The sequence below is a fragment of the Bradyrhizobium sp. HKCCYLRH2047 genome (assembly GCF_051168175.1).
Taxonomy (GTDB): Bacteria; Pseudomonadota; Alphaproteobacteria; order Rhizobiales; family Xanthobacteraceae; genus Bradyrhizobium.
Genome location: NZ_JBNPUM010000026.1, coordinates 1 through 20616 on the forward strand (window position 1 = coordinate 1; position 20616 = coordinate 20616).

The window sequence follows — 20616 nt, forward strand, 5'->3', positions numbered from 1 at the left end:
AAGACCGCAGAAGAATCCACGCCATGCACCATGTCCAGTCTGTCTGAACCGGACAGCCGTGGGCTTGTCCCGGCCATGACGATGAGGAGACAGGTGAGCGCAAAACTCCGCTCGCGGATAGCCTTGGCACCCGGGCGGTATTGCCGCTATTGCCAAAGCTCGCATCCCAAAACATTCCCCTTGCCAATTTCTGAAAATCGTGATTTACTCCCACCGTCCCGCCTCGTTGCAGAGGGGCGTATCGCGATCGTCACGGACGTGGAGCGCGGGATGCGGTGGGCGCAACGGGTCGCAGCGTGGTTATCCATGCGGACGAACGATCCAGTGCGCACGGTGAAATCGTGTGGTCTCGGCGCCGCGGTGCTGGCGTCAAGTCGTGGTGCGGTTGACGCGCATCGCGATGACGGGGGCAAGACAGCCGTTCCCCGGAGAGAGCACGTATAAGCCGTTCCAACCATTGCGCAGGGAAGGCCGGGATGTCCTCAGCCGTACCTGTGGTTCTGCCGCCTGCATTTTTTTCCGCAGGCGGGCCATGGGGGCGGCAGGCTCCCGACCTTCCCTGCGCCCTCTCGTTTCAAGAGGGCGAACAGCCGCAAAGCTCGGGCCATGCAGGTCGCGAGAATGCGCCATCATGTCTGCACGTATGGCCGTATCTGTTGTATGACGATGTGAGACGATGCGGTGTCGTCGCCTCGAGCGGCCGTGAAGACGCAACGAATGGGGCCCACATATGCCGACCGAACGTTTCCAGTTTGAAGGCGCAGGCGGCGAGCAGCTTGCCGCTGCGCTCGACCTGCCCGGCGGCTCGCCGCGCGCCTACGCGCTGTTCGCGCATTGCTTCTCCTGCGGCAAGGACACCCACGCCGCGCGGCGCATCGCCATGGCGCTGACGGCGCATGGCATCGCCGTGCTGCGGTTCGACTTCACCGGCCTCGGCTCCAGCGAAGGCGACTTCGCCAACACGACGTTCTCCTCCAACGTCGCCGACCTCGTCCGCGCCGCCAATCATCTGCGTGAAACGCGGCAGGCGCCGGCCATCCTGATCGGCCACAGCCTCGGCGGCGCCGCCGTGCTGGCCGCGGCCGGCGACATCCCCGATGCGAAGGCGGTGGTGACGATCGCGGCGCCGTCGGATCCGGCCCATGTGACGGCGCTGTTCAAGGACCGACTCGAGGCGATCCGCCGCGACGGCTCGGCCGAGGTCTCGCTCGCGGGGCGCCCGTTCCGGATCAGCAGCTCCTTCCTCGACGATATCGCCGAGCAGCGCCTGCTCGACAAGGTCAAGCATCTGCACAAGGCGCTGCTGGTGATGCACTCGCCCCTCGACGACACCGTCGGCATCGACAACGCGACCAAGATCTTCGTCGCCGCCAGGCATCCCAAGAGCTTCATCTCGCTCGATCACGCCGATCATCTCATCAGCGGGAAAGAGGATGCCGCCTACATCGCCGAGGTGATCGCGAGCTGGGCCGGCCGTTACGTCGCGCCGGCGGCCGCCGAGCCCGCGCCCGCGGATGGCCCGCGCGACGTGATCGTGCGCGAGACCAGGTCGGGCAAGCTGCAGCAGAGCATCGCGCTCGGCCCGCATCATCTCACCGCTGACGAGCCGCTCTCCGTCGGCGGCCAGGATACCGGCCCGGGCCCCTACGACCTGCTGCTCGCGGCGCTCGGCGCCTGCACCTCGATGACGATGCGGCTCTATGCCGACCGCAAATCCCTGCCGCTCGACCGCATCACGGTCACCCTGCGCCACAGCAAGATCCATGCGGAAGATTGCGCGGAATGCGAGACCAAGGTCGGGCTGATCGATCAGCTCGACCGCGAGATCCACCTCGACGGCGCGCTCGATGAGGAGCAGCGCAGGAAGCTGATGGAGATCGCCGACAAATGCCCGGTGCACCGGACGCTGACGTCGGAGATCCGCATCGTCACGCGCGCGGCGGAGTGATCAACGCGCCGCCTGCGGCTCGATCTTCAGCGGCCTGACGCGCAACGCTCCACGCAGGCCGGCCGCCGTGCCGATGAAGATGCCGGCGATGGCGACGAACGAGGGCAGCGCCAGGGTCGACAGTCCCGTGAGCCCCTGCCCGACCGAGCAGCCCAGCGCCATCACGCCGCCGATGCCCATCAGCGCGGCGCCGCCCGCCGAGCGCAGCATATGCTGCGGCGAATGAAAGCCCTCGAGCTTGAAGCGGCGCGTCGCCACGGCGGTAACGAGGCTGCCGGCGAGCACCCCGGCCACGGTGGCGATGCCGAAATTCGCGGTCGAGCCGGTCGACAGCATGATGTATTGCAGGGCATCGGCGATCGGCGCGACGAAGGTCAGGGACGCCACCGGCACGGGGTTGAAATCGTCCGCGCCGAGATAGCCGGTCGCGAACCATCCGGCCGCGATCAGCAGGCCGACGATGAGGCCCGCGAGCATCTGGCCGGGCGCGCGCCGGAAGGGCGCATGCGCAAAGGCGAAGACGATCAGCGCGCCGCCGAGCGCGAGCGCCGGCAGCAGCCGCGCCGCTGCACCATGCAGGCCACCGACCGAGAGCACGGCCGGCAGCGACGTCGCGGTCGCCGTGGTCTGCGAGCCCTGCATCAGCGCGATGCGCAGCGGCGCGATCAGGCCCTTCAAGGTCATCTCGGCGGCGATCGCCAGCACTGTCACGACAACGAAGGAGCGCAGATTGCCGCGGCCGAGCAGCACCAGCGCGCGCGAGCCGCAGCCATTGGCGAGCACCATGCCGTAGCCGAACAGCACACCGCCGGCGAACATCAGCGGCACCGAGAAGGTCGGCTGCAGATAGATCGACTTGCCGAGATCGACGGCGCCGTTGGCCGCGAGCAGCTGTGTGGCGATGATGGCGATGCCCATCGCCAGGGCGTAACTTCGCACCAGGCGGCTGTCGCCGTCGGCCCACCAGCCGCGCAGGCTGCTCATCATGCAGAAGCCGCTGAGCAGCCCCACCACGCCATAGACCAGGCCGATACCGAGACCGGTTACGACGGCGACATCAGCAGCTTCCGGCACGCGCAGGAGTCCTTCTGGTTGCGGAAAAGAGGCGGCGGCACGCGGGCTGCGCAAGCACCGCTTTCGCTTGACGCGCGCGGATTATTCGCCACGATATCGAGCTTAACTAGTTCAGAATGCTTGTTCCAACAAGCATCAACGGGAGAGAATGCCGTGGTGTCACCAGCGCATCCTCATGCGCCGATCTTGGCCTGTTCGCCGCCGGGGGCTCGCCGGTGAGTGGCGCGGCCCCGCTCTCCCCCGACGCGCTCGCCCGCGCTTGCGCCGACGCCATGTGGCAGGACGATCGCGCCAGCCAGGGCCTGGGCATGCAGATCATCGAAATCGGCCCGGGCTGCGCGACGCTGCGCATGACCATCCAGCCGCACATGGTCAACGGCCACGGCATCGCCCATGGCGGCTTCATCTTCACGCTGGCCGATTCCGCGTTCGCGTTCGCCTGCAACTCCCACAATGACCGCACCGTGGCGGCCCAGGGCAGTATCAGCTTCATCCGGCCGGGCAAGCTCGGCGATGTGCTGACCGCCCGCGCCAGCGAGGTGTCGCGCAGCGGCCGCTCCGGCATCTACGACGTTCGCGTCAGCGCTGAAGACACCGTGATCGCGGAGTTTCGCGGCCATTCCCGCAGCATCGGCGGCACGCTGGTGCCGACCCCCACGGCTCCGCCGGAGGACTGACACGATGACATCGAGCAAACCTCAACCGGCCGGCAGCTACGTACCCGAGATGGACGACACCGAGCGCGCCTCGCGCGACCAAATCATGGCGCTGCAGACCAAGCGCCTCGCCTGGTCGCTGACGCACGCCTATGACAACGTCGCCCATTACCGTCGCACCTTCGACAAGGCTGGCGTGCATCCCTCCGACTTCCGCGAGCTCGCCGACCTCGCCAAGTTTCCGTTCACGGTCAAGACGGACCTGCGCGACAATTACCCGTTCAACATGTTCGCCGTGCCGCGCGAGCAACTGGTGCGGGTGCATGCCTCGTCGGGCACGACGGGCAAGCCGATCGTGGTCGGCTATACCCGCAACGATATCGCGACCTGGTCCACCGTCATGGCGCGCTCGATCCGCGCTGCCGGCGGCCGCAGCGGCATGATCATCCACAATGCCTATGGTTACGGCCTGTTCACCGGCGGTCTCGGCGTCCATTACGGCGCCGAGCAGCTCGGCTGCACGGTGGTGCCGATCTCCGGCGGCATGACCGAGCGGCAGGTGCAGTTGATCAATGATTTCAGGCCCGACATCATCACGGTGACGCCGAGCTACATGCTGGCCATCCTCGACGAGTTCAAGCGCCAGGGGCTCGACCCGCGGCAGAGCTCGCTCAAGATCGGCATCTTCGGCGCCGAGCCATGGACCAATGCGATGCGCGCCGAGATCGAGGATGCGTTCGCGATGGACGCCACCGACATCTACGGCCTGTCCGAGGTGATCGGTCCGGGTGTGGCGCAGGAATGCCTGGAGACCAAGGACGGGCTGCACATCTGGGAGGATCATTTCTATCCGGAGATCGTCGATCCCGACACCGGCAAGGTGCTGCCCGACGGCGAGATCGGCGAGCTGGTGTTCACCTCGTTGACCAAGGAGGCCTTTCCCGTCATCCGCTATCGCACCCGCGATCTGACGCGGCTGCTGCCGGGCACCGCGCGGCCGGGCATGCGCCGCATGGAGAAGGTCACGGGCCGTTCCGACGACATGATCATCCTGCGCGGCGTGAATCTGTTTCCGTCGCAGATCGAGGAGATCCTGCTGTCGACCGAATGGTGCGGCGGCCATTTCATGCTGGAGCTGACCCGCGAAGGCCGCATGGACGAGCTGACGATCTACGCGGAGTCGCGCCCGGAGCACTGGGACGAGACCGGCCTCGGCGCGCACGCCGAGCGGATCTCGATCCACATCAAGAACACGATCGGCCTGACCGCCAAGGTGAAGGTGGTGGCACCAGACACGCTGGAGCGCTCGGCCGGCAAGGCGAAACGGATCAAGGACAAGCGGCCGGTGGGGTAGTTGGGGAGTGCGTCGCGCTGTCACCCCTCATGGTGAGGAGCGCCGAAGGCGCATCTCGAACGACGAGTCCCGCTCCATACATCGCCATCTCACATATGATCGTAATCCACCACCACCCGCTCCGTCACCGGCTTGGCCTGGCACGTCAGCACGAATCCGGCCTTGAGCTCCCACGGCTCCAGCGAGTAGTTCAGCTCCATCTCGGCCTTGCCTTCGACCAGCTTGGCGCGGCAGGTGGAGCACATGCCGCCCTTGCAGGCGAATGGCAGGTCGACGCCGGCGCGGAGTGCGGCGTCGAGGATGGCCTCGCCGTCGGCGACCGGGACCTCGCGGCGCTTGCCGTCGATGATCAGGGCGGCGACCGCCTTGGGCGGCGCCGTATCGGGCACGACAGCTCTCGGCCGCGGCTTGCCGCCCGCACCGGAGACGAAGCGCTCGACATGGATGCGCTCGTCGGCAATGCCGAGGATGTGGCAGGCAGCCTCGATGTCCTCGCTCATCCCGGTCGGACCGCAGATGAAAACGTGGTCGACCGTCTCCGCCGGCACCAGCGAGCGCAAGAGCATACGCACCTTTTCGCCGTCGAGACGACCGTGCAGGATCGGAAGATCCTGCTCCTCGCCGGAGATGACGTGGAACACCGAGAAGCGGTCGAGGAAGCGATCCTTCAGCTCCTCCAGTTGCTCGCGGAACAGCATGCCGGCGGTCGTGCGGTTGCCGTAGAACAGGAAGAAGCGGCTGTCCGGCTCGCGCGCCAGCACGGCCTTCACGATCGACAGGATCGGCGTGATGCCCGAGCCAGCGGCAAATCCGACATGGGTGCGCGCCGCCGCAGGATCCAGCGCCACGCCAAAACGTCCGGTCGGCGTCATCACGTCGATCTCGTCGCCGCGCCTCAATTCGTCGGTGACGAAGCTCGAGAACGCGCCGCCATCGACGCGCTTCACGGCGATGCGGATCTCGTTGTCATCGGGGCCGGAGCAGATCGAATAAGAGCGCCGGACTTCCTCGCCGCCGAGCGTCGTCTTCAGCGTGAGATACTGTCCGGGCGCGAAGCGATAGTCGTCCGCGAGTTCGTTTGGAATGGCAAACGTCAGCGACACCGCATCCGGTGCCTCCCGGCGCAGGTCACGGATGGCGAGACGGTGAAAGCGCGGCGTTGTCGACATCGAACCCATCCTCACGTCATTGCGAGGAGCGAAGCGACGAAGCAATCCAGGGCTCCGGGCGTGGCCCTGGATCGCGTCGCTGCGCTCGCGATGACGGCTTTAGCATCAGTGACACTTGAAGTAATCGAACGGCTCGCGGCACGATCTGCAGCGCCACAACGCCTTGCACGAGGTCGAGCCGAACTCGGCGAGTTGCTCGGTGTCATCAGACCCGCATTGCGGACACGCCACCTCGGCCACACCAAACAGCGCGCGCCGGCCACTCGACGGCGGCGGCGGCGCGATGCCGTACTCCCGCAGCTTGCGTCGCCCTTCCTCGCTCATCCAGTCCGTGGTCCAGGCCGGCGACAGCACAATGCGCACGCTGGCCTCGCGGAAGCCGGCGCGCTCCAGCGCCAGCTCGATCTCCAGCGCGATCATGTTCATCGCCGGGCAGCCGGAATAGGTCGGCGTGATCGCGACCTCCACCCGTTCCCCGACCACCTCGACCTCGCGCAGCACGCCGAGATCGTCGATCGTCAGCACCGGGATTTCCGGATCGGCCACCGACGCCGCCGCCTCCCAGGCGCGCTGGCGGAGTTCGGCAGGACTGGTGTCGGCGACTACCACGTCGCACCGGGGAAGCTGCGCTGCATGTATTGCAGCTCGCTCAGGAGATGGCCGAGATGCTCGCTGTGGCGGCCGTCGCGGCCGCCCTGCTGCATCCAGTCGTTCTCAGGCAGCACGAGGGTCGCCTCGCGCGCGACATGCGAGACGATCGACAGCCATTCCGGCAGCAGCATCGTCGGGTCGATCGCGATGCCGGCATCGATCAGTCCGCGCTCGGAGTCGTCGACGCTGAACATCTCGCCGGTGTACGCCCAGAGATCGTCGATCGCGGCCTGCGCGCGGCGGTGGCTCTCGTCGGTGCCGTCCCCGAGCCGGATCACCCACTCGCTGGCATGGCGCAGATGATAGGCGGATTCCTTCTCCGACTTGGCCGCGATGGCGGCGAGCGTCGCATCGGTGGAGCCCATCATGCCGCGCCAATACAGATCGGCGAAAGCCGCGTAGAACAGCTGCCGCACCATCGTGTGCGCGAAATCGCCATTCGGACGCTCGACCAGCAGCAGGTTGCGGTACTGCCTGACGTCCCGGAGATAAGCGAGCTTATCCTCGTCATTGTCGCGGCCCTCGACCTTTGCCGCGTAGCCATAGAGCTCGCGCGCCTGGCCGATCAGGTCGAGCGCCATGTTGGACAGCGCCATGTCCTCTTCGAGCATGGGCGCGTGGCCGCACCATTCGGAGAGGCGATGACCGAGGATCAGCGCATCATCGGCGCGGCGCAAGGTGTAGAGCACCAGCGGCGTTTCGGAGACATTGATCGAGGGGGCGGTCATGACGTTTCGCCTCTGAAGCCACGCATTTGACCTCCTCCAGGAGCCCGCCGCAGGCGGGCGTCTCGAGGATGGGCCAGGAGCCGTATCGGGCCTCATGGTTCGAGACGGCGCTGCGCGCCTCCTCACCATGAGGAGTTGCACCTACATATGTCCGACTTCCTCGGGCACTTCATAAAAGGTCGGATGCCGATAGATCTTCGTTTCCGCCGGCTCGAACATCATGCCCTTGTCGGCGGGATCGGACGCGGTGATGGCGCTCGACGGCACCACCCAGATCGACAGGCCCTCGCCGCGCCGGGTGTAGAGGTCGCGCGCGGCCTGCAGCGCCATGGTCGCGTCCGGCGCATGCAGCGAGCCGCAATGCTTGTGCGCGAGCCCGTTGCGGCTGCGGATGAAGACCTCCCATAACGGCGTGTTCGGCGTCGCCATCTCGCTCTCCCTTGTCTATTCGGCGGCCTGCGCCATCCGGCGCTGCGCGCGCTTCTCGGCGTAGGCGGCCGCGGCTTCGCGCACCCACGCGCCGTCGGCATGCGCCTTGCGGCGCGCCGCCATACGGTCGCGGTTGCACGGGCCGTTGCCAGCCAGCACCTGCTTGAACTCGTTCCAGTCGATCGGACCGTGACGCCAGTGGCCCTGCTCGTCCTGCGTCATCGCGGGATCGGGAATCGTCAGGCCGAGATACTGCGCCTGCGGCACGGTGGCATCGATGAACTTCTGGCGCAGCTCGTCATTGGAGAAGCGCTTGATCTTCCACTTCGTCGAGGCGTCGCTGTGCTGGCTGGCCTGATCCGGCGGGCCGAACATCATCAGCACCGGCCACCACCATCTGTTCAACGCATCCTGCGCCATCGCCTTCTGCTCGGGCGTGCCGCGGCAGAGCGTGAGCATGATCTCGTAGCCCTGGCGCTGGTGGAACGATTCCTCCTTGCAGACGCGGATCATCGCGCGCGCATAGGGGCCGTAGGAGCAGCGGCACAGCGGGATCTGGTTCATGATCGCGGCGCCATCGACCAGCCAGCCGATCACGCCGATATCCGCCCAGGTCAAGGTCGGGTAGTTGAAGATCGAGGAGTACTTGGCCTTGCCGGCCAGCATCGCGTCAACCAGTTCCTCGCGCGAGGCGCCAAGCGTCTCGGCCGCGGCGTAGAGATACAGCCCATGGCCGCATTCGTCCTGGACCTTGGCGAGCAACGCCGCCTTGCGGCGCAGGCTCGGCGCGCGCGTGATCCAGTTGCCCTCGGGCAGCATGCCGACGATCTCGGAATGGGCGTGCTGGGAAATCTGCCGGACCAGCGTCTTGCGATAGGCCGACGGCATCCAGTCGTTCGGCTCGATGCGCTCCTCGGCATCGATGCGCGCCTGAAAGCGCGAGGCGCGTCCGGCGTCCTCGGCGAAGCTGCCCTCCTCGGGCGAATTGAGCGCCTGCGTGTACATGCGGCGGCGTCCTCCCAGGACTTGGTTGCCGCCAATATATAACGAGATTTTATCCGTGCAATCGAATTCTGTAATATATCAGCCCACCTCATGAGCATCGGCGAACCGCCGCAGCAGCGTCGCGCCGGCCGCAGGCAAAGGCCCCTCTTCATTGGTCGCGTGAGCGTCGAGCCATCGCTCGGAACCCGGCAGCAGCAGCCGGTAGATGTCGCCGCAGAGCACACGCGCTTGTCGTCCCGGCCAGTTCCCAGGCAGCAGCTCGGCCGGCAGCAAGGGATCGCGCAGCACGATGCGGCGGTAGTGATGGATCAGCAGGATGCGGGCGGTGAAGGCCTGGCCGTCGGACAGCGGCTCGCCGCGTTCGATGCTGGCCTTGAGCGGCGCAAAGGAGGCGCTGAACTTGCGATAGGCTTCCGCAGTCCGCTCCAGTGCCCAGCTCTCGGCGACCAGCCGCCGCGCCATATCCGAGCCTGCGGAGGCCTGCAGGCGGACCGCCCCCTCCACCGCGTCCGGCACGGCGATGCTCGAGGGCGCCACGAACACGCCGGGCAGCGGGCTGCCGAAGCCGGCGTCGCGCAGCGCGATCCGCGCCTGCTCGCGGTCATCAGCGCTGCCGATGAGCAGCAGTTCGAAGCTGCCGTTCCATTCCGCCGGCGGCGAATCGTAGATGTGGCGGGTGGCGCCGGCAAAGGTCTGCTCGCCGCGCCGGGTCAGGCGATAGAAGCTGTTGCGGCCGCTCTTCGTCCGCTCGAACCAGCCTTCCGCCGTCAGCCGCGACATCGCGGTGCGCACCACGCTGCCGTCGATCGCGAGCCCTTCGAAGAAGGCCAGCAGACTGCCGAGCCAGACGCTGCCGCCGCGCGGCACGATGGCGTCGCCGAACACGGTGATGATCAGCGAGCCCGTGCGCGACGGCTCGCTCTTGAGCTCATGGACGATGCGGGACAGCGGCTGCGGCATGGTGCAGGCTTTAGCCGGTTTCGCCCGATCGCAAAAGAAAAGGCCCGCATGGAGCGGGCCTTGCAGATGGATCGACGGACGCGCGAGGCGATCAGGCGGTCTTGTTGTAGGCCTTGGCCATGTTCTCCTGGGCGAGCTTGGCACCCTCGGTGACGAGCTTGCCGACATACTCGCTGGTCGACTTGGCGCGGGCGACGAGCGCCTCGCCACGGGCGCGGGCCAGCTCACCCTGGATCTGAACGGCTTCGCTGATCGACTTGGCGGACGCCAGCTTGTCCAGGCCGTCGAAGAACGCTTCGGTGTCCTGATACAGCGCCTGCTGGATGTTGCGGCTGATCTTGCCGGCCTCGGTCACGCCGTCGAACACGGCGGTTTCGATCGCCGACGTCACCTTCTCGGAGCCAGCGAGGGCCTCCGCAGCGCGCTCCTTGGCGGTCGACGCGGTCTTCTTGACGAACTCCCGCGCGGACTCCGGCACTTCCATCGTCTGCAGGTTCTTGAACGCGTCGGTCACCGGCGCAAAGGCATCCTTGACGGTGTCGAACACGGTATTGGTCTCGGTGGTCATGGCTGTCTCCATCCTCAATGCTTCTGAGCTATGGCTCGCTCCGTCCCTTATGAAACCGGAGTGACTCAGCTATACCAGCACACATAGTGCATCGCAACAAAAATGTTGCAATGCACCATCCAGGGAGGATGGGGGAAAGGCCGTCCCCGCTCAAGTGCCCGACGGCGCATCATTGCCTTGGCGCGAGCCCCGATCAGGGCCGCCCCCATGCTTCTTGTTGCGAGACTTTCCGGGCCGGACCGGCTCGGCCGTTCCCGGCGCGGTCTCGACCGCCCCGGGTTCTGGTTCCGCCGGCGGCGACGGTTTCATCACCCTGTCGAGCACCTCCCGGATCTCGCGCAGCTGCGCCTCGATGGACGCCATCGGGGCAGGACCGGACGGCTGCGCCGCCTTCAGAATCTGGTCGAGCAGCGCCTTGATCTCGCTCAACTGGGGCGTGACATCGATGGCAGGCTTCGTTCCGGGGGGCGGCGCTTTGGATGCGGCAACAAGCTCGTTGAGCAAGGCCTTGATCTCGTTGAGCTCAGGCGTGACGTCGACCGGTGCCGGCGCAACCGGCTGCGCCTTGGATGCGGCGAGAAGCGCGTCGAGCAAGCTCTTGATCTCATTCAACTGGGGAGCGAGATCCACCGGCGGTTTCGATGCCGGCAGCGGCACCTTCGCGGCGCCCAGCAGCTCCTTCAACAGCGCCCGCGTCTCCGCCAGTTCGCCTTCGATCGACGCCAGCCGCTCGTTGAGCGCAGTCAGTTGACCGCGGCTCGGCACGTTCATGCCGGCGAAGTAGTTTTCCATCAGATCGGCCATGGGCTTCTGTCCGTTTCCAGAACCAGTTGCAGGATCGTCGGAGGATGAGCGGGCCGCGCCCAGCGGGCGCAATCGCGTGAAGGCCGTGAAGCTCTTCTGCATCTCACCGACCATCTGCTGCCAGAATGCGATCGGATCGCCGGACTTGTTCACCATCGGCACGCTCCTTCAGGCCACGCGGAGACTCAACACAACCTATCATAGCACGTCATCGCTGCGATGCGGGAGGATCATGGGGCCGCTTCTCTCTGTCGGCGGAACCATGCCATAGATGGCCTGTTGGCCTTGAACGAGGGATCACCGTGACCGCAAATGCTCATCAGCCGCCGCAGACCGCGCGCGCCAACGGTATCGACATCTGCTACGAGACCTTCGGCGACCCGGCGGCCCCTCCCCTCCTGCTGATCATGGGCCTCGGCGGGCAGATGATCATCTGGTACGACGAGTTCTGCGAACAGCTCGCAAGCCGCGGCTTCCGCGTGATCCGCTTCGACAACCGCGACATCGGCCAATCGAGCAAACTCCACGGAGGCCGCCGGCTGACGCCGTTCGAGCTGATCAAGCTGCGCTTCTTCAACATTCCCGTCGCCGCGCCGTACAAGCTGCTCGACATGGCCAAGGACACGGTCGGCCTGATGGACGCGCTCGACATCAAGTCGGCGCATCTGGTCGGCGCTTCCATGGGCGGGATGATCGCGCAGGAGATCGCGATCTCCTTCCCGCACCGGGTGCGCTCGCTGACCTCGATCATGTCGACCACCGGCAACCCGCGCCTGCCTCCGCCATCGCGCGAGGTCGCGATGCTGCTGATGGCGCCGCCGCCGAAAACCAAGGACGAGTACATCAAGCGCTTCCAGAGGACCTGGAAGGCGCTGCGCGTCGGCTCCTTCCCCGAGGACGAGGCGAGTGACGTGGCGCTCGCCGAACGCTGCTTCGCGCGCGGCATCAATCCCGCCGGCGTCGGACGTCAGTTGCGCGCGATCCTGGCCTCCGGCAGCCGCAAGCCGCGGCTGCATCTGGTGACCGCGCCGACACTCGTGATCCACGGCAAGGTCGACCCGCTGGTTCATCCCACCGCCGGCAAGGACACCGCGGAGTCGATTCCGAATGCCAAGCTCCTGATGATCGACGGCATGGGTCACGCCACCCCGCGGCCGATGTGGCCGCAGATCATCGACGCCATCGCCGAGCACGCGCACGGCGCGAATGCGCAGGCGGCGTAAAATGGCAGTCGGTGGTCACCGCCGCCGCCGGGAAACGAGCTGTCGTCCCGGCGAACGCCGGGACCCATAACCACCGGCTTTGGTGATGGCGACGGGCTGTGGCTCCAGCCCGCTTCAGCCATCCGGGCCTGTGGTTATGGGTCCCGGATCGGCGCCTGCCGACGCGTTGCGTCGACAGGCTTGTCCGGGACGACACATGTTGCTGAGGGTCGCTATTGCCTCACGCGACGCGAGTCTGTGTCTCAGCCGTTCTTCAACGAACCGCCGGAAGCCCCTAACCGAACCTTCTTTGCCGCCATTCGATCAGCTTGGCGCTCACCTCCTCCGGCTGCTCCTGCTGCGTCCAGTGGCCGCTGTCGCGGACGAGATATTTCTCCAGGTCCGGGACAAGCTTCTCCATGCCGTCCGTGGCCGAGGGCGGCAGCACGGCGTCGTTCTCCGCCATGACCATCAGCGACGGCACGCGCACCGTATGGTCGAGCCCTTCGGCGCGCTGCCAGTTGCGCGTCATGTTGCGATACCAGTTGATGCCGCCGGTGAAGCCGGTGCGCGTGAAGGTGTCGACGAACACCTGCTTCTCGGCCTCCGACAGGATCGGCTGCCGCGTGTCCTTGGCGGCGTCATAGGCCGCGATCATCTGCGGGAACGCCAGATTGAGCGACGGCGACGCTGCGATCCCTCCGGCCGGCGGCTCCGTCGGCGGCGCATCGCTGCGCGGCAGCGGCTTGCGCATGAACGCATCGAAGGTCTCCGCGACACGGCTGCCGAAGATGCGGTCCGGCTCGCGTGCGGGATCCTGGAACTGCACGATGTACATCATATCGCCGAACCGCTTGCGCATGATGGCGATGGGATCGGCAGGCGCGCGCGGCAGATGTGGCGTGTTGATGCCGACCACGCCCGCGACTCGGTCGGGGTATCGCAGCGGCATCTGCCAGACGACGAAGCCGCCCCAGTCGTGTCCGACGAAGATCGCCTTGTCGATGTTGAGATGATCGAGCAGGCCGACGAGGTCGGCGGTGAGATGCTCGAGGTCATAGGCCTCGACCGGCTCCGGCCGGTCGGTCGCGCCATAGCCGCGCTGGTCGGGTGCGATGACGCGGATGCCGGCCTCGGCCAGCGCCTTGATCTGATGCCGCCACGAGAAGGCCAGCTCCGGCCAGCCGTGACAGAGGATCATCGGCGGCCTGTCGCTGACGGGGCCCGCCTCGTAATAGCCCATGCGAATGCCATTGGTCGTCGCGAACTGCAGCGCCGGCATCCAAGACGGATCGGTCATGCCTCCTCCCCTGAAGCTGTTCAGCCGGCCTTTTTCGACCGGTCTTCGGCTCCGGCGTGGAGCCTGCTCCATGCCGTGACGTCACGCCGCTTCTCCTCGGAGTTCCGCGCGAGCGAAATCCGAGCAGCCGTTTGCCTCGTCAGGCCGACTTCTTGTCGCTCGAACGGCTGCCGCCGAGGCCCGTCATGGTCAGCATCAGGTCCTGAAACCGTTCGGCCAGGCGAGGATCGAACGTGAACCAGCTCTGCATGATGGCTTCGGGCGTGAGCTTGTCGATGTTGCTCGTCATCTGGTTCTGCAGCCGGTCCATGACCGCGGCCTGCATCGGACCGACATCGGGAAGTCCGAAAAACTGCCGCGCTTCGAGCGGTGTGCAATCGATCTCGATATTGACTTTCATGTCCGCTCCGCTGTTCGAACCATCCCGACGCCAGCCCCGGACCGGGCTCCCTTCACAAGGAACGCCCATCCCGGACTCGCGGCAGGGATGTCCAGTATCACCGCGCCGGCCCCCCTCTAGCAAGCGGCGCGTTGCTGCAGGTGCGCAATTCCCGGGACATGGTCAATCCGGCGGCCCTCAGCCCCATCCCGGACGCCGCCAGTCGCGTGCGCTGCACAGCGGCCGCGGGGGATAACCATATCGTTTAGGCTTAAACAAACTGCACTTGTGTGCCGCCGCTGAACTCTGGCAACATATTCGGATCGATCTGCCGCGGGTCGTACGGCGCGCCGCCAGGCCAGAGCCAACGGGATCAGTTCATTCCGGCGCGGCATCAGACTTGCAAGCATATCGCCCGGCGTCTTGTTGCTTCTTGAAGTTCGTGCAAGAGGCGCTGCAGACAACACGAACTTCGAAGCAAAGCAGGCCGGACACAATCGCGCCTGCCGAAAAACCAAGCGTCAAACGCGGAGAATTTGGACATATGTCGGGACGCAAATCCCTGCTCATCGCGGCAGCGGTCGCATTCGGCCTCGCCGTCATGCCGGCTTCGGCCCAGACCCTGCGCTATGCCAACCAGGGCACCCTGAAATCGCTCGATCCCTACACCTTCAAGGAATCGACCACGATTGCGCACCATGCTCACGTCTATGAGGGGCTGACCGCGCGCGACAAGGATCTGAAGATCATCCCCGCGCTGGCCGAGAGCTGGGAAACGCCCGAGCCGACCCGCTGGCGCTTCCATCTGCGCAAGGGCGTCAAGTTCCACAATGGCGAACCCTTCACCGCCGACGACGTGATCTTCTCCGCCGATCGCGTCCGCGCCACCGGCTCCAACTTCCTCTCCAACGTTCCGCCGGACGCAAAATTCATCAAGGTCGACGACTACACCGTCGACGTGAAGCTCGATGCTCCCAATCCCATCCTGATCTCGCAATGGGATACGTGGTACATCATGAGCAAGAAGTGGTGCGAGGACAACAACTCGGTCGCGCCGACGCCGGTGTCGGCAACCACGCCGAGCTACGCCGCGCTGCATGAGAACGGCACCGGCCCCTTCATCATCGAGAGCCATCAGCCCGGTGTGAAGACCGTGTTCAAGGTCAATCCGAACTGGTGGGGCAAGCCCGAGCACAATCTGAAGGAGATCGTGTTCACCACCATCGCCTCCGACGCCACGCGCGTCGCCGCGCTGCTGTCGGGCGAGGTCGACATCATCGAGCCGGTCCCGGTGCAGGATATCGGCCGCGTCGATTCCAGCCCGAACGCCCAGGTCCTGAAGGGACCGGAGCTGCGCACGATCTTCCTCGGCATGGACGAGACGCGCGACGAGCTCCTGTACTCCAACGTCAAGGGCAAGAACCCGTTCAAGGACATCCGCGTGCGCGAGGCCTTCTACAAGGCGATCGACGTCGAGCTGATCAAGACCCGCGTCATGCGCGGCCTGTCGACGCCGTCGGCGCTGATGATCGCCCCGCAGCTCTATGCGCTCTCGAAGGACTTCACCCGGCCGAAATACGATCCGGACGCCGCCAAGAAGCTCCTGACGGAAGCCGGCTATCCCGACGGCTTCGAGGTCGGCATGGACTGCCCGAACGACCGCTACGTCAACGACGCCGCGATCTGCCAGGCCGTGGTCGGCATGCTCGCCCGCATCGGCGTCAAGGTGAACCTGAACGCGCAGCCCAAGGCGCAGTACTTCGCCAAGGTGCTGAAGCCCGGCGGCTACAACACCTCGTTCTTCCTGCTCGGCTGGACGCCCTCCTCGATGGATGCGCACAACGTGATGCACGACATCATGGGCTGCCGTGACGATGCCAAGGACCCGACCCGGGGCGAGGCCAATCTCGGCGATTACTGCAACAAGGAGTTCGACGCCCTGACCGACAAGGTCCTGGTCGAGACCGATACCGCCAAGCGCAATCAACTGATCAAGCAGGCGTTCGAGATCGGCATCAAGGATTACGGCTACATCCCGCTGCATCAGCAGGCGGTGGCCTGGGGCGTCTCGAAGAAGGTGAAGATTCCGCTGCGCGCCGACAACGCCGTGCTGTTGTTCCTCGCCACCAAGACCGAGTAGTCCTCACGCGACGACAAGTCCCGGAAAGCAGAACTGCTTTTCGGGACTTTTCATTTCCTGCGGCAGGTGCTACGCGCCGCCGCATCTCGAGGGACCTGAAAGGATCAGATGCTCGCCTTCGCGCTTCGCCGAGCAATTCAGGCCATCGGCGTCATGATCGCCGTCGGAATCATCGCGTTCGCCATGTTCCGCTTCGCCGGAGATCCGGTGAGCCAGCTGGTGCCGATCGATGCGTCGGCGGCGGAACGGGCCAGCATCCGCCAGTCGCTCGGGCTCGACGATCCCTTCATCGTGCAGTTCGGGCGCTATCTGTTCGACGCGGCGCAGTTCAAGTTCGGCGTCTCCTACCAGTTCCGGCAGCCGGTCTCCGATCTGCTCAAGGAGCGCATGCCCGCCACCCTGGAACTGGCGGTCTGCGCGACGATCCTGGCGCTGGTCTTCGGCATCCTGATGGGCGTGTTCTCGGCGCTGCACCGCGACTCCCTGCTCGCCAAGTTGTTCCAGATGCTGTCGCTGATCGGCATCTCCCTGCCGACCTTCCTGATCGGCATCCTCCTGATCTACCTGTTCTCGGTTACGCTGGGCTGGCTGCCGTCGTTCGGCCGCGGCGACACCGTCAGATTCGGCTGGTGGACATCGGGCCTGTTCACCGTCTCCGGCTGGAAGGCGCTGATCATGCCCTCGATCACGCTCGGCCTGTTCCAGATGACCTTGATCATGCGGCTGGTCCGCGCCGAGATGCTCGAGGTGCTGCGCACCGACTATATCCGCTTCGCCCGCGCCCGCGGGCTGACCACGCGCGCGATCCATTTCGGCCACGCCCTCCGCAACACGCTGGTGCCGGTGATCACCGTGGTCGGCCTGCAGTTCGGCTCGGTGATCGCGTTCTCGATCATCACCGAGCAGGTGTTCCAATGGCCGGGCATGGGCCTGTTGTTCGTGCAGGCGGTGCAGAATGTCGACATCCCGATCATGGCGGCCTACCTGATGATGGTGTCACTGATCTTCGTCACCATCAATCTCGTGGTTGATATCCTCTACACCGTGGTCGATCCGCGCCTGCGCGCGACCATCAGCCGTCCGGCCTGATCATGAGCGACGCAGCCCTTCCCCACCCCACGCCCGTCGAGACGCCGCGCGCCGACGGATGGCTGAAGCGTGCGCTTGCGAGCGACCTGTTCTACTCGTTCCGCCGCTCCAAGCTGACGGTCGCCGCGGCCGTGATCACGCTGCTGTTCTTCCTGCTGGCGATCTTCGCGCCGCTGCTGTCGCCGCAGAACCCGTTCGACCCGGCGCAGTTGCAGCTGTTGAATTCGCGGATTTCGCCGCTATGGACGGCCGACGGGCAGAGCCCGTTCTTGCTCGGCACCGACGAGCAGGGCCGCGACGTGCTCTCGGCGATCCTCTACGGCCTGCGCATCTCGCTCCTGGTCGGCATTCTCGGCGTCGCCTTTTCCGGCGCGCTCGGCATCGGCCTCGGGCTGATCGCGGGCTATTTCGGCGGCCGGGTCGACACCGTGATCATGCGCATCGCCGACGTCCAGCTCACCTTTCCGCCGATCCTGATTGCGCTCTTGGTCAACGGCATCGCCAAGTCGGTGTCCGGCAACCGGCTGGACTGGCTCAGCATGCTGGTCGTGCTGGTGCTGGCGATCGGCCTCTCCTTCTGGGTGCAGTATGCGCGCACGGTGCGCAGCTCGGTGCTGGTCGAGAAGAACAAGGACTACGTCGCCGCCGCGCAACTGATCGGCCTGCCCGCGCCCGTCATCATGCTGCGCCACGTGCTGCCCAACACCACCGGTCCCGTGCTGGTGATCGCCACCATCAACCTCGCGCTGGCGATCATCACCGAGGCGACCCTGTCGTTCCTCGGCTCGGGCATGCCGGAGACGATGCCGTCGCTCGGGACCCTGATCCGGATCGGCAACAACTATCTGTTCGCGGGCGAATGGTGGATCGTCGCCTTCCCCGGCATCGCGCTCGCCGGGCTGATCCTCGCGATCAACCTGCTCGGCGACTGGCTGCGCGACGCCCTCAACCCGAAACTGCGATGACCCGCGTGATTGCGTCCTTCCGAGGCTCGAGCTCATGACCGCCCCCGTTCTGTCCGTGCGCAATCTGCAGGTCGAGTTTGCGACCCGGCGCGGCACCCTGCGCGCGATCGACGGCGTCTCCTACGACATCGCCAAGGGCGAGGTGCTCGGCGTCGTCGGCGAATCCGGCGCCGGCAAATCCGTCACTGGCCTTGCCGTGATCGGCCTGATCGATCCTCCGGGCCGCATCTCCGGCGGCGAGATTGAGCTCTCCGGCCTGCGCATCGACAACCTGCCCCCGGAGGAGATGCGCAAGGTGCGCGGCAAGCGCATCGGCATGATCTTCCAGGATCCGCTGACCTCGCTCAATCCGCTGTATCGCGTCGGCGACCAGATCATCGAGACCATCAGGACCCATACCAACCTCACCGAGCAGCAGGCGCGCAAGCGCGCCATCGACCTGCTCGCCGAGGTCGGCATATCAGCGCCCGAGAAGCGCATCGACGGCTACCCGCACGAATTCTCCGGCGGCATGCGCCAGCGCGTCGTGATCGCGCTCGCTTTGTGCGCCGAGCCGGAACTGATCATCGCCGACGAGCCGACCACCGCGCTCGACGTCTCCGTGCAGGCGCAGATCATCTCGCTGATCAAGCGGCTCGGCCGCGACCACGGCACCGCGGTGATGCTCGTGACCCATGACATGGGCGTGATCGCCGAGACCTGCGACCGCGTCGCGGTGATGTATGCCGGCCGCGTCGCCGAGATCGGCCCGGTGCAAGAGGTGATCCAGAACCCGCTGCACCCCTATGCCAAGGGCCTGATGGGCGCGATCCCGACGCTCGCCGGCGAGGAGAAGCGACTGGTGCAGATCCCGGGCTCGATGCCGCGGCTGTCGGCCATTCCGCCGGGCTGCTCGTTCAATCCGCGCTGCAGTGCAGCCTTCGACCGCTGCCGCGTCGACCGGCCGGAGCCGCTGCGCCAGGGCACGCAGGCTGTCGCCTGTCACCTCTATGATCGCGCGACGGAGACCGCGGCATGAGCGACTTCGTCGAGGTCAGGAATCTGCGCCGGGTGTTCGACGTCTCGAAGCCCTGGCTCAACCGCGTCATCGAGCGTCAGCCGCAGGAGTTCCTGAAGGCGGTCGATGGCGTCAGCTTCGGCATCAGGAAGGGCGAGACGTTCGCCCTCGTCGGCGAGTCCGGCTCAGGCAAGACCACGGTTGCACGCATGGTGGTGGGGCTGCTCGGGCCGACCTCGGGCGACGTGATCATCGACGGCATCTCGATGACCGATCCGCGCCAGGGCGCGGCGCGGCGCAAGCTGCGCCGGCGCATTCAGATGGTTTTCCAGGACCCCTATGCGAGCCTCAATCCGCGGTTCCGCGTCGATTCCATCATCGCCGAGCCGATCCGGGCCTTCAACGTCATCGAAGGCGAGCGCCAGATCAAGGACCGCGTCGGCGAACTCCTGACACTGGTCGGCCTGCATCCCGACGACGGCCAGAAATTTCCGCACGAATTCTCCGGCGGCCAGCGCCAGCGCATCGCCATCGCGCGCGCACTCGCCTCCGAGGCCGAGTTCATCGTCTGCGACGAGCCGACCTCGGCGCTCGACGTCTCCGTGCAGGCGCAGATCCTCAACCTGATGCGCGATCTGCAGGACAAGTTCGGCCTGACCTATCTGTTCATCAGCCACAATCTCGCGGTCGTGCGTCACATGGCGAGCCGCATCGGCGTGATGTATCTCGGCCGCATCGTCGAGATCGCCGACGGCCGCACCCTCTTCAACGATCCGCGCATGCCCTACACCAAGATGCTGCTCGGCGCCGTCCCAGACCTGTCGATGTCCGGCCGCCAGCGCATTCCGGTCAAGGGCGAGATCCCGAACCCGATCAACCCGCCTGCGGGATGCACCTTCAACCCCCGCTGTCCCCTGGCGTTCGATCTGTGCCGGCAGAAGGCACCGGAGCTGATCGGAGGTGTGGCCTGTCATGCGGTGAACCAGCCGGCCGACACGGCCGTTGTGACGGCATCGGTGGCGTGAAGCAGCACGACGGAATTTGAATGAGGTCGTCATTGCGAGGAGCGAAGCGACGAAGCATCCAGGGGCGTCAACCTGGACACTGGATTGCTTCGCTTCTGTTCAGCCCGGGGACATGGCTGACAGGTGTTCGGAGACATGGTTGACACCTCAAAATTGGCTCGATTCGTCAAGCA

General features: G+C 65.9%; 20 protein-coding genes. 9 read left to right on the plus strand and 11 right to left on the minus strand.

What is annotated here, in order from left to right; all coding sequences use genetic code 11:
• Window positions 1-730 precede the first annotated feature (730 nt).
• On the plus strand, window positions 731-1948 hold the full coding sequence (locus ACQR1D_RS31735) for a bifunctional alpha/beta hydrolase/OsmC family protein (protein WP_434894283.1): 1218 nt from the start codon (window positions 731-733) through the stop codon (window positions 1946-1948).
• On the opposite strand, the gene ACQR1D_RS31740 is transcribed toward ACQR1D_RS31735, so the two are convergent.
• On the minus strand, window positions 1949-3022 hold the full coding sequence (locus tag ACQR1D_RS31740; protein ID WP_315801347.1) for a YeeE/YedE family protein: 1074 nt from the start codon (window positions 3020-3022) through the stop codon (window positions 1949-1951).
• A gap of 215 nt (window positions 3023-3237) precedes the next feature.
• On the opposite strand from ACQR1D_RS31740, the gene paaI reads away from it, so the two are divergent.
• Together paaI and paaK are read left to right on the plus strand one after the other, a co-directional pair.
• Window positions 3238-3699: a hydroxyphenylacetyl-CoA thioesterase PaaI gene (gene paaI / locus ACQR1D_RS31745; protein WP_434894284.1), complete on the plus strand. Its 462-nt coding sequence runs from the start codon at window positions 3238-3240 to the stop codon at window positions 3697-3699.
• A gap of 4 nt (window positions 3700-3703) precedes the next feature.
• Window positions 3704-5032 (plus strand): phenylacetate--CoA ligase PaaK, encoded by a 1329-nt coding sequence (gene paaK, locus ACQR1D_RS31750; RefSeq protein ID WP_316183430.1) that lies wholly within the window; start codon window positions 3704-3706, stop codon window positions 5030-5032.
• Window positions 5033-5121: 89 nt separating this feature from the next.
• Here the strand turns inward: paaK and paaE are convergent, their stop codons facing one another.
• The 8 genes from paaE to ACQR1D_RS31790 all read right to left on the minus strand — a co-directional run bounded on the left by paaE (window position 5122) and on the right by ACQR1D_RS31790 (window position 11502).
• Complete coding sequence (paaE, locus tag ACQR1D_RS31755) at window positions 5122-6201, minus strand: 1,2-phenylacetyl-CoA epoxidase subunit PaaE (RefSeq protein ID WP_434847530.1); 1080 nt, start codon at window positions 6199-6201, stop codon at window positions 5122-5124.
• Between the two features lie 105 nt (window positions 6202-6306).
• Entirely contained in the window at window positions 6307-6810 is a 504-nt protein-coding gene (gene paaD / locus ACQR1D_RS31760) for a 1,2-phenylacetyl-CoA epoxidase subunit PaaD (RefSeq protein WP_315801351.1), read from the minus strand.
• A complete protein-coding gene (paaC, locus tag ACQR1D_RS31765) occupies window positions 6804-7580 on the minus strand; it encodes a 1,2-phenylacetyl-CoA epoxidase subunit PaaC (protein ID WP_434840533.1) in 777 nt (258 codons plus the stop codon). The genes paaD and paaC overlap by 7 nt, the downstream gene beginning before the upstream one ends.
• A gap of 141 nt (window positions 7581-7721) precedes the next feature.
• Complete coding sequence (paaB, locus tag ACQR1D_RS31770; RefSeq protein WP_006613353.1) at window positions 7722-8009, minus strand: 1,2-phenylacetyl-CoA epoxidase subunit PaaB; 288 nt, start codon at window positions 8007-8009, stop codon at window positions 7722-7724.
• A gap of 15 nt (window positions 8010-8024) precedes the next feature.
• Entirely contained in the window at window positions 8025-9014 is a 990-nt protein-coding gene (paaA, locus tag ACQR1D_RS31775; protein WP_434840532.1) for a 1,2-phenylacetyl-CoA epoxidase subunit PaaA, read from the minus strand.
• Window positions 9015-9092: 78 nt separating this feature from the next.
• Complete coding sequence (gene paaX / locus ACQR1D_RS31780; protein WP_315801354.1) at window positions 9093-9974, minus strand: phenylacetic acid degradation operon negative regulatory protein PaaX; 882 nt, start codon at window positions 9972-9974, stop codon at window positions 9093-9095.
• Window positions 9975-10065: 91 nt separating this feature from the next.
• Complete coding sequence (locus ACQR1D_RS31785) at window positions 10066-10542, minus strand: phasin (RefSeq protein WP_315801355.1); 477 nt, start codon at window positions 10540-10542, stop codon at window positions 10066-10068.
• A gap of 150 nt (window positions 10543-10692) precedes the next feature.
• Window positions 10693-11502, minus strand: a complete 810-nt coding sequence (locus ACQR1D_RS31790) for a hypothetical protein (protein ID WP_434840531.1) — start codon at window positions 11500-11502, stop codon at window positions 10693-10695.
• 146 nt (window positions 11503-11648) lie between these two features.
• Between ACQR1D_RS31790 and ACQR1D_RS31795 the strand changes: the two genes are divergently transcribed.
• Window positions 11649-12569, plus strand: coding sequence for an alpha/beta fold hydrolase (locus ACQR1D_RS31795; protein ID WP_434840530.1), 921 nt, complete (start codon window positions 11649-11651; stop codon window positions 12567-12569).
• Between the two features lie 274 nt (window positions 12570-12843).
• On the opposite strand, the gene ACQR1D_RS31800 is transcribed toward ACQR1D_RS31795, so the two are convergent.
• Window positions 12844-13848, minus strand: a complete 1005-nt coding sequence (locus tag ACQR1D_RS31800) for an alpha/beta fold hydrolase (RefSeq protein WP_434840529.1) — start codon at window positions 13846-13848, stop codon at window positions 12844-12846.
• A gap of 139 nt (window positions 13849-13987) precedes the next feature.
• A complete protein-coding gene (locus ACQR1D_RS31805) occupies window positions 13988-14248 on the minus strand; it encodes a DUF6489 family protein (protein ID WP_315801359.1) in 261 nt (86 codons plus the stop codon).
• Window positions 14249-14771: 523 nt separating this feature from the next.
• On the opposite strand from ACQR1D_RS31805, the gene ACQR1D_RS31810 reads away from it, so the two are divergent.
• The 5 genes from ACQR1D_RS31810 (at window position 14772) to ACQR1D_RS31830 (ending at window position 20443) form a co-directional block, all read left to right on the plus strand.
• Window positions 14772-16367, plus strand: coding sequence for an ABC transporter substrate-binding protein (locus ACQR1D_RS31810; protein ID WP_434840528.1), 1596 nt, complete (start codon window positions 14772-14774; stop codon window positions 16365-16367).
• A 108-nt stretch (window positions 16368-16475) separates the two neighbouring features.
• Window positions 16476-17456: an ABC transporter permease gene (locus tag ACQR1D_RS31815; RefSeq protein WP_316183421.1), complete on the plus strand. Its 981-nt coding sequence runs from the start codon at window positions 16476-16478 to the stop codon at window positions 17454-17456.
• A gap of 2 nt (window positions 17457-17458) precedes the next feature.
• Window positions 17459-18421 (plus strand): ABC transporter permease, encoded by a 963-nt coding sequence (locus ACQR1D_RS31820; RefSeq protein ID WP_316202282.1) that lies wholly within the window; start codon window positions 17459-17461, stop codon window positions 18419-18421.
• A 34-nt stretch (window positions 18422-18455) separates the two neighbouring features.
• Window positions 18456-19439, plus strand: coding sequence for an ABC transporter ATP-binding protein (locus ACQR1D_RS31825; protein WP_434840527.1), 984 nt, complete (start codon window positions 18456-18458; stop codon window positions 19437-19439).
• Complete coding sequence (locus ACQR1D_RS31830; RefSeq protein WP_434840526.1) at window positions 19436-20443, plus strand: ABC transporter ATP-binding protein; 1008 nt, start codon at window positions 19436-19438, stop codon at window positions 20441-20443. The genes ACQR1D_RS31825 and ACQR1D_RS31830 overlap by 4 nt, the downstream gene beginning before the upstream one ends.
• Window positions 20444-20616 lie beyond the last annotated feature (173 nt).

What these genes read in the sequence shown, in the direction of transcription:
- ACQR1D_RS31785 (WP_315801355.1), bottom strand. Translation starts at nt 10,542, where the DNA reads ATGACCACCGAGACCAATACCGTGTTCGACACCGTCAAGGATGCCTTT.
- paaC (WP_434840533.1), bottom strand. Translation starts at nt 7,580, where the DNA reads ATGACCGCCCCCTCGATCAATGTCTCCGAAACGCCGCTGGTGCTCTAC.
- ACQR1D_RS31790 (WP_434840531.1), bottom strand. Translation starts at nt 11,502, where the DNA reads ATGGTGAACAAGTCCGGCGATCCGATCGCATTCTGGCAGCAGATGGTC.
- ACQR1D_RS31815 (WP_316183421.1), top strand. Translation starts at nt 16,476, where the DNA reads ATGCTCGCCTTCGCGCTTCGCCGAGCAATTCAGGCCATCGGCGTCATG.
- ACQR1D_RS31800 (WP_434840529.1), bottom strand. Translation starts at nt 13,848, where the DNA reads ATGACCGATCCGTCTTGGATGCCGGCGCTGCAGTTCGCGACGACCAAT.
- ACQR1D_RS31830 (WP_434840526.1), top strand. Translation starts at nt 19,436, where the DNA reads ATGAGCGACTTCGTCGAGGTCAGGAATCTGCGCCGGGTGTTCGACGTC.
- paaX (WP_315801354.1), bottom strand. Translation starts at nt 9,974, where the DNA reads ATGCCGCAGCCGCTGTCCCGCATCGTCCATGAGCTCAAGAGCGAGCCG.
- paaK (WP_316183430.1), top strand. Translation starts at nt 3,704, where the DNA reads ATGACATCGAGCAAACCTCAACCGGCCGGCAGCTACGTACCCGAGATG.
- paaB (WP_006613353.1), bottom strand. Translation starts at nt 8,009, where the DNA reads ATGGCGACGCCGAACACGCCGTTATGGGAGGTCTTCATCCGCAGCCGC.
- paaA (WP_434840532.1), bottom strand. Translation starts at nt 9,014, where the DNA reads ATGTACACGCAGGCGCTCAATTCGCCCGAGGAGGGCAGCTTCGCCGAG.
- ACQR1D_RS31805 (WP_315801359.1), bottom strand. Translation starts at nt 14,248, where the DNA reads ATGAAAGTCAATATCGAGATCGATTGCACACCGCTCGAAGCGCGGCAG.
- ACQR1D_RS31825 (WP_434840527.1), top strand. Translation starts at nt 18,456, where the DNA reads ATGACCGCCCCCGTTCTGTCCGTGCGCAATCTGCAGGTCGAGTTTGCG.
- paaE (WP_434847530.1), bottom strand. Translation starts at nt 6,201, where the DNA reads ATGTCGACAACGCCGCGCTTTCACCGTCTCGCCATCCGTGACCTGCGC.
- ACQR1D_RS31810 (WP_434840528.1), top strand. Translation starts at nt 14,772, where the DNA reads ATGTCGGGACGCAAATCCCTGCTCATCGCGGCAGCGGTCGCATTCGGC.
- ACQR1D_RS31735 (WP_434894283.1), top strand. Translation starts at nt 731, where the DNA reads ATGCCGACCGAACGTTTCCAGTTTGAAGGCGCAGGCGGCGAGCAGCTT.
- ACQR1D_RS31820 (WP_316202282.1), top strand. Translation starts at nt 17,459, where the DNA reads ATGAGCGACGCAGCCCTTCCCCACCCCACGCCCGTCGAGACGCCGCGC.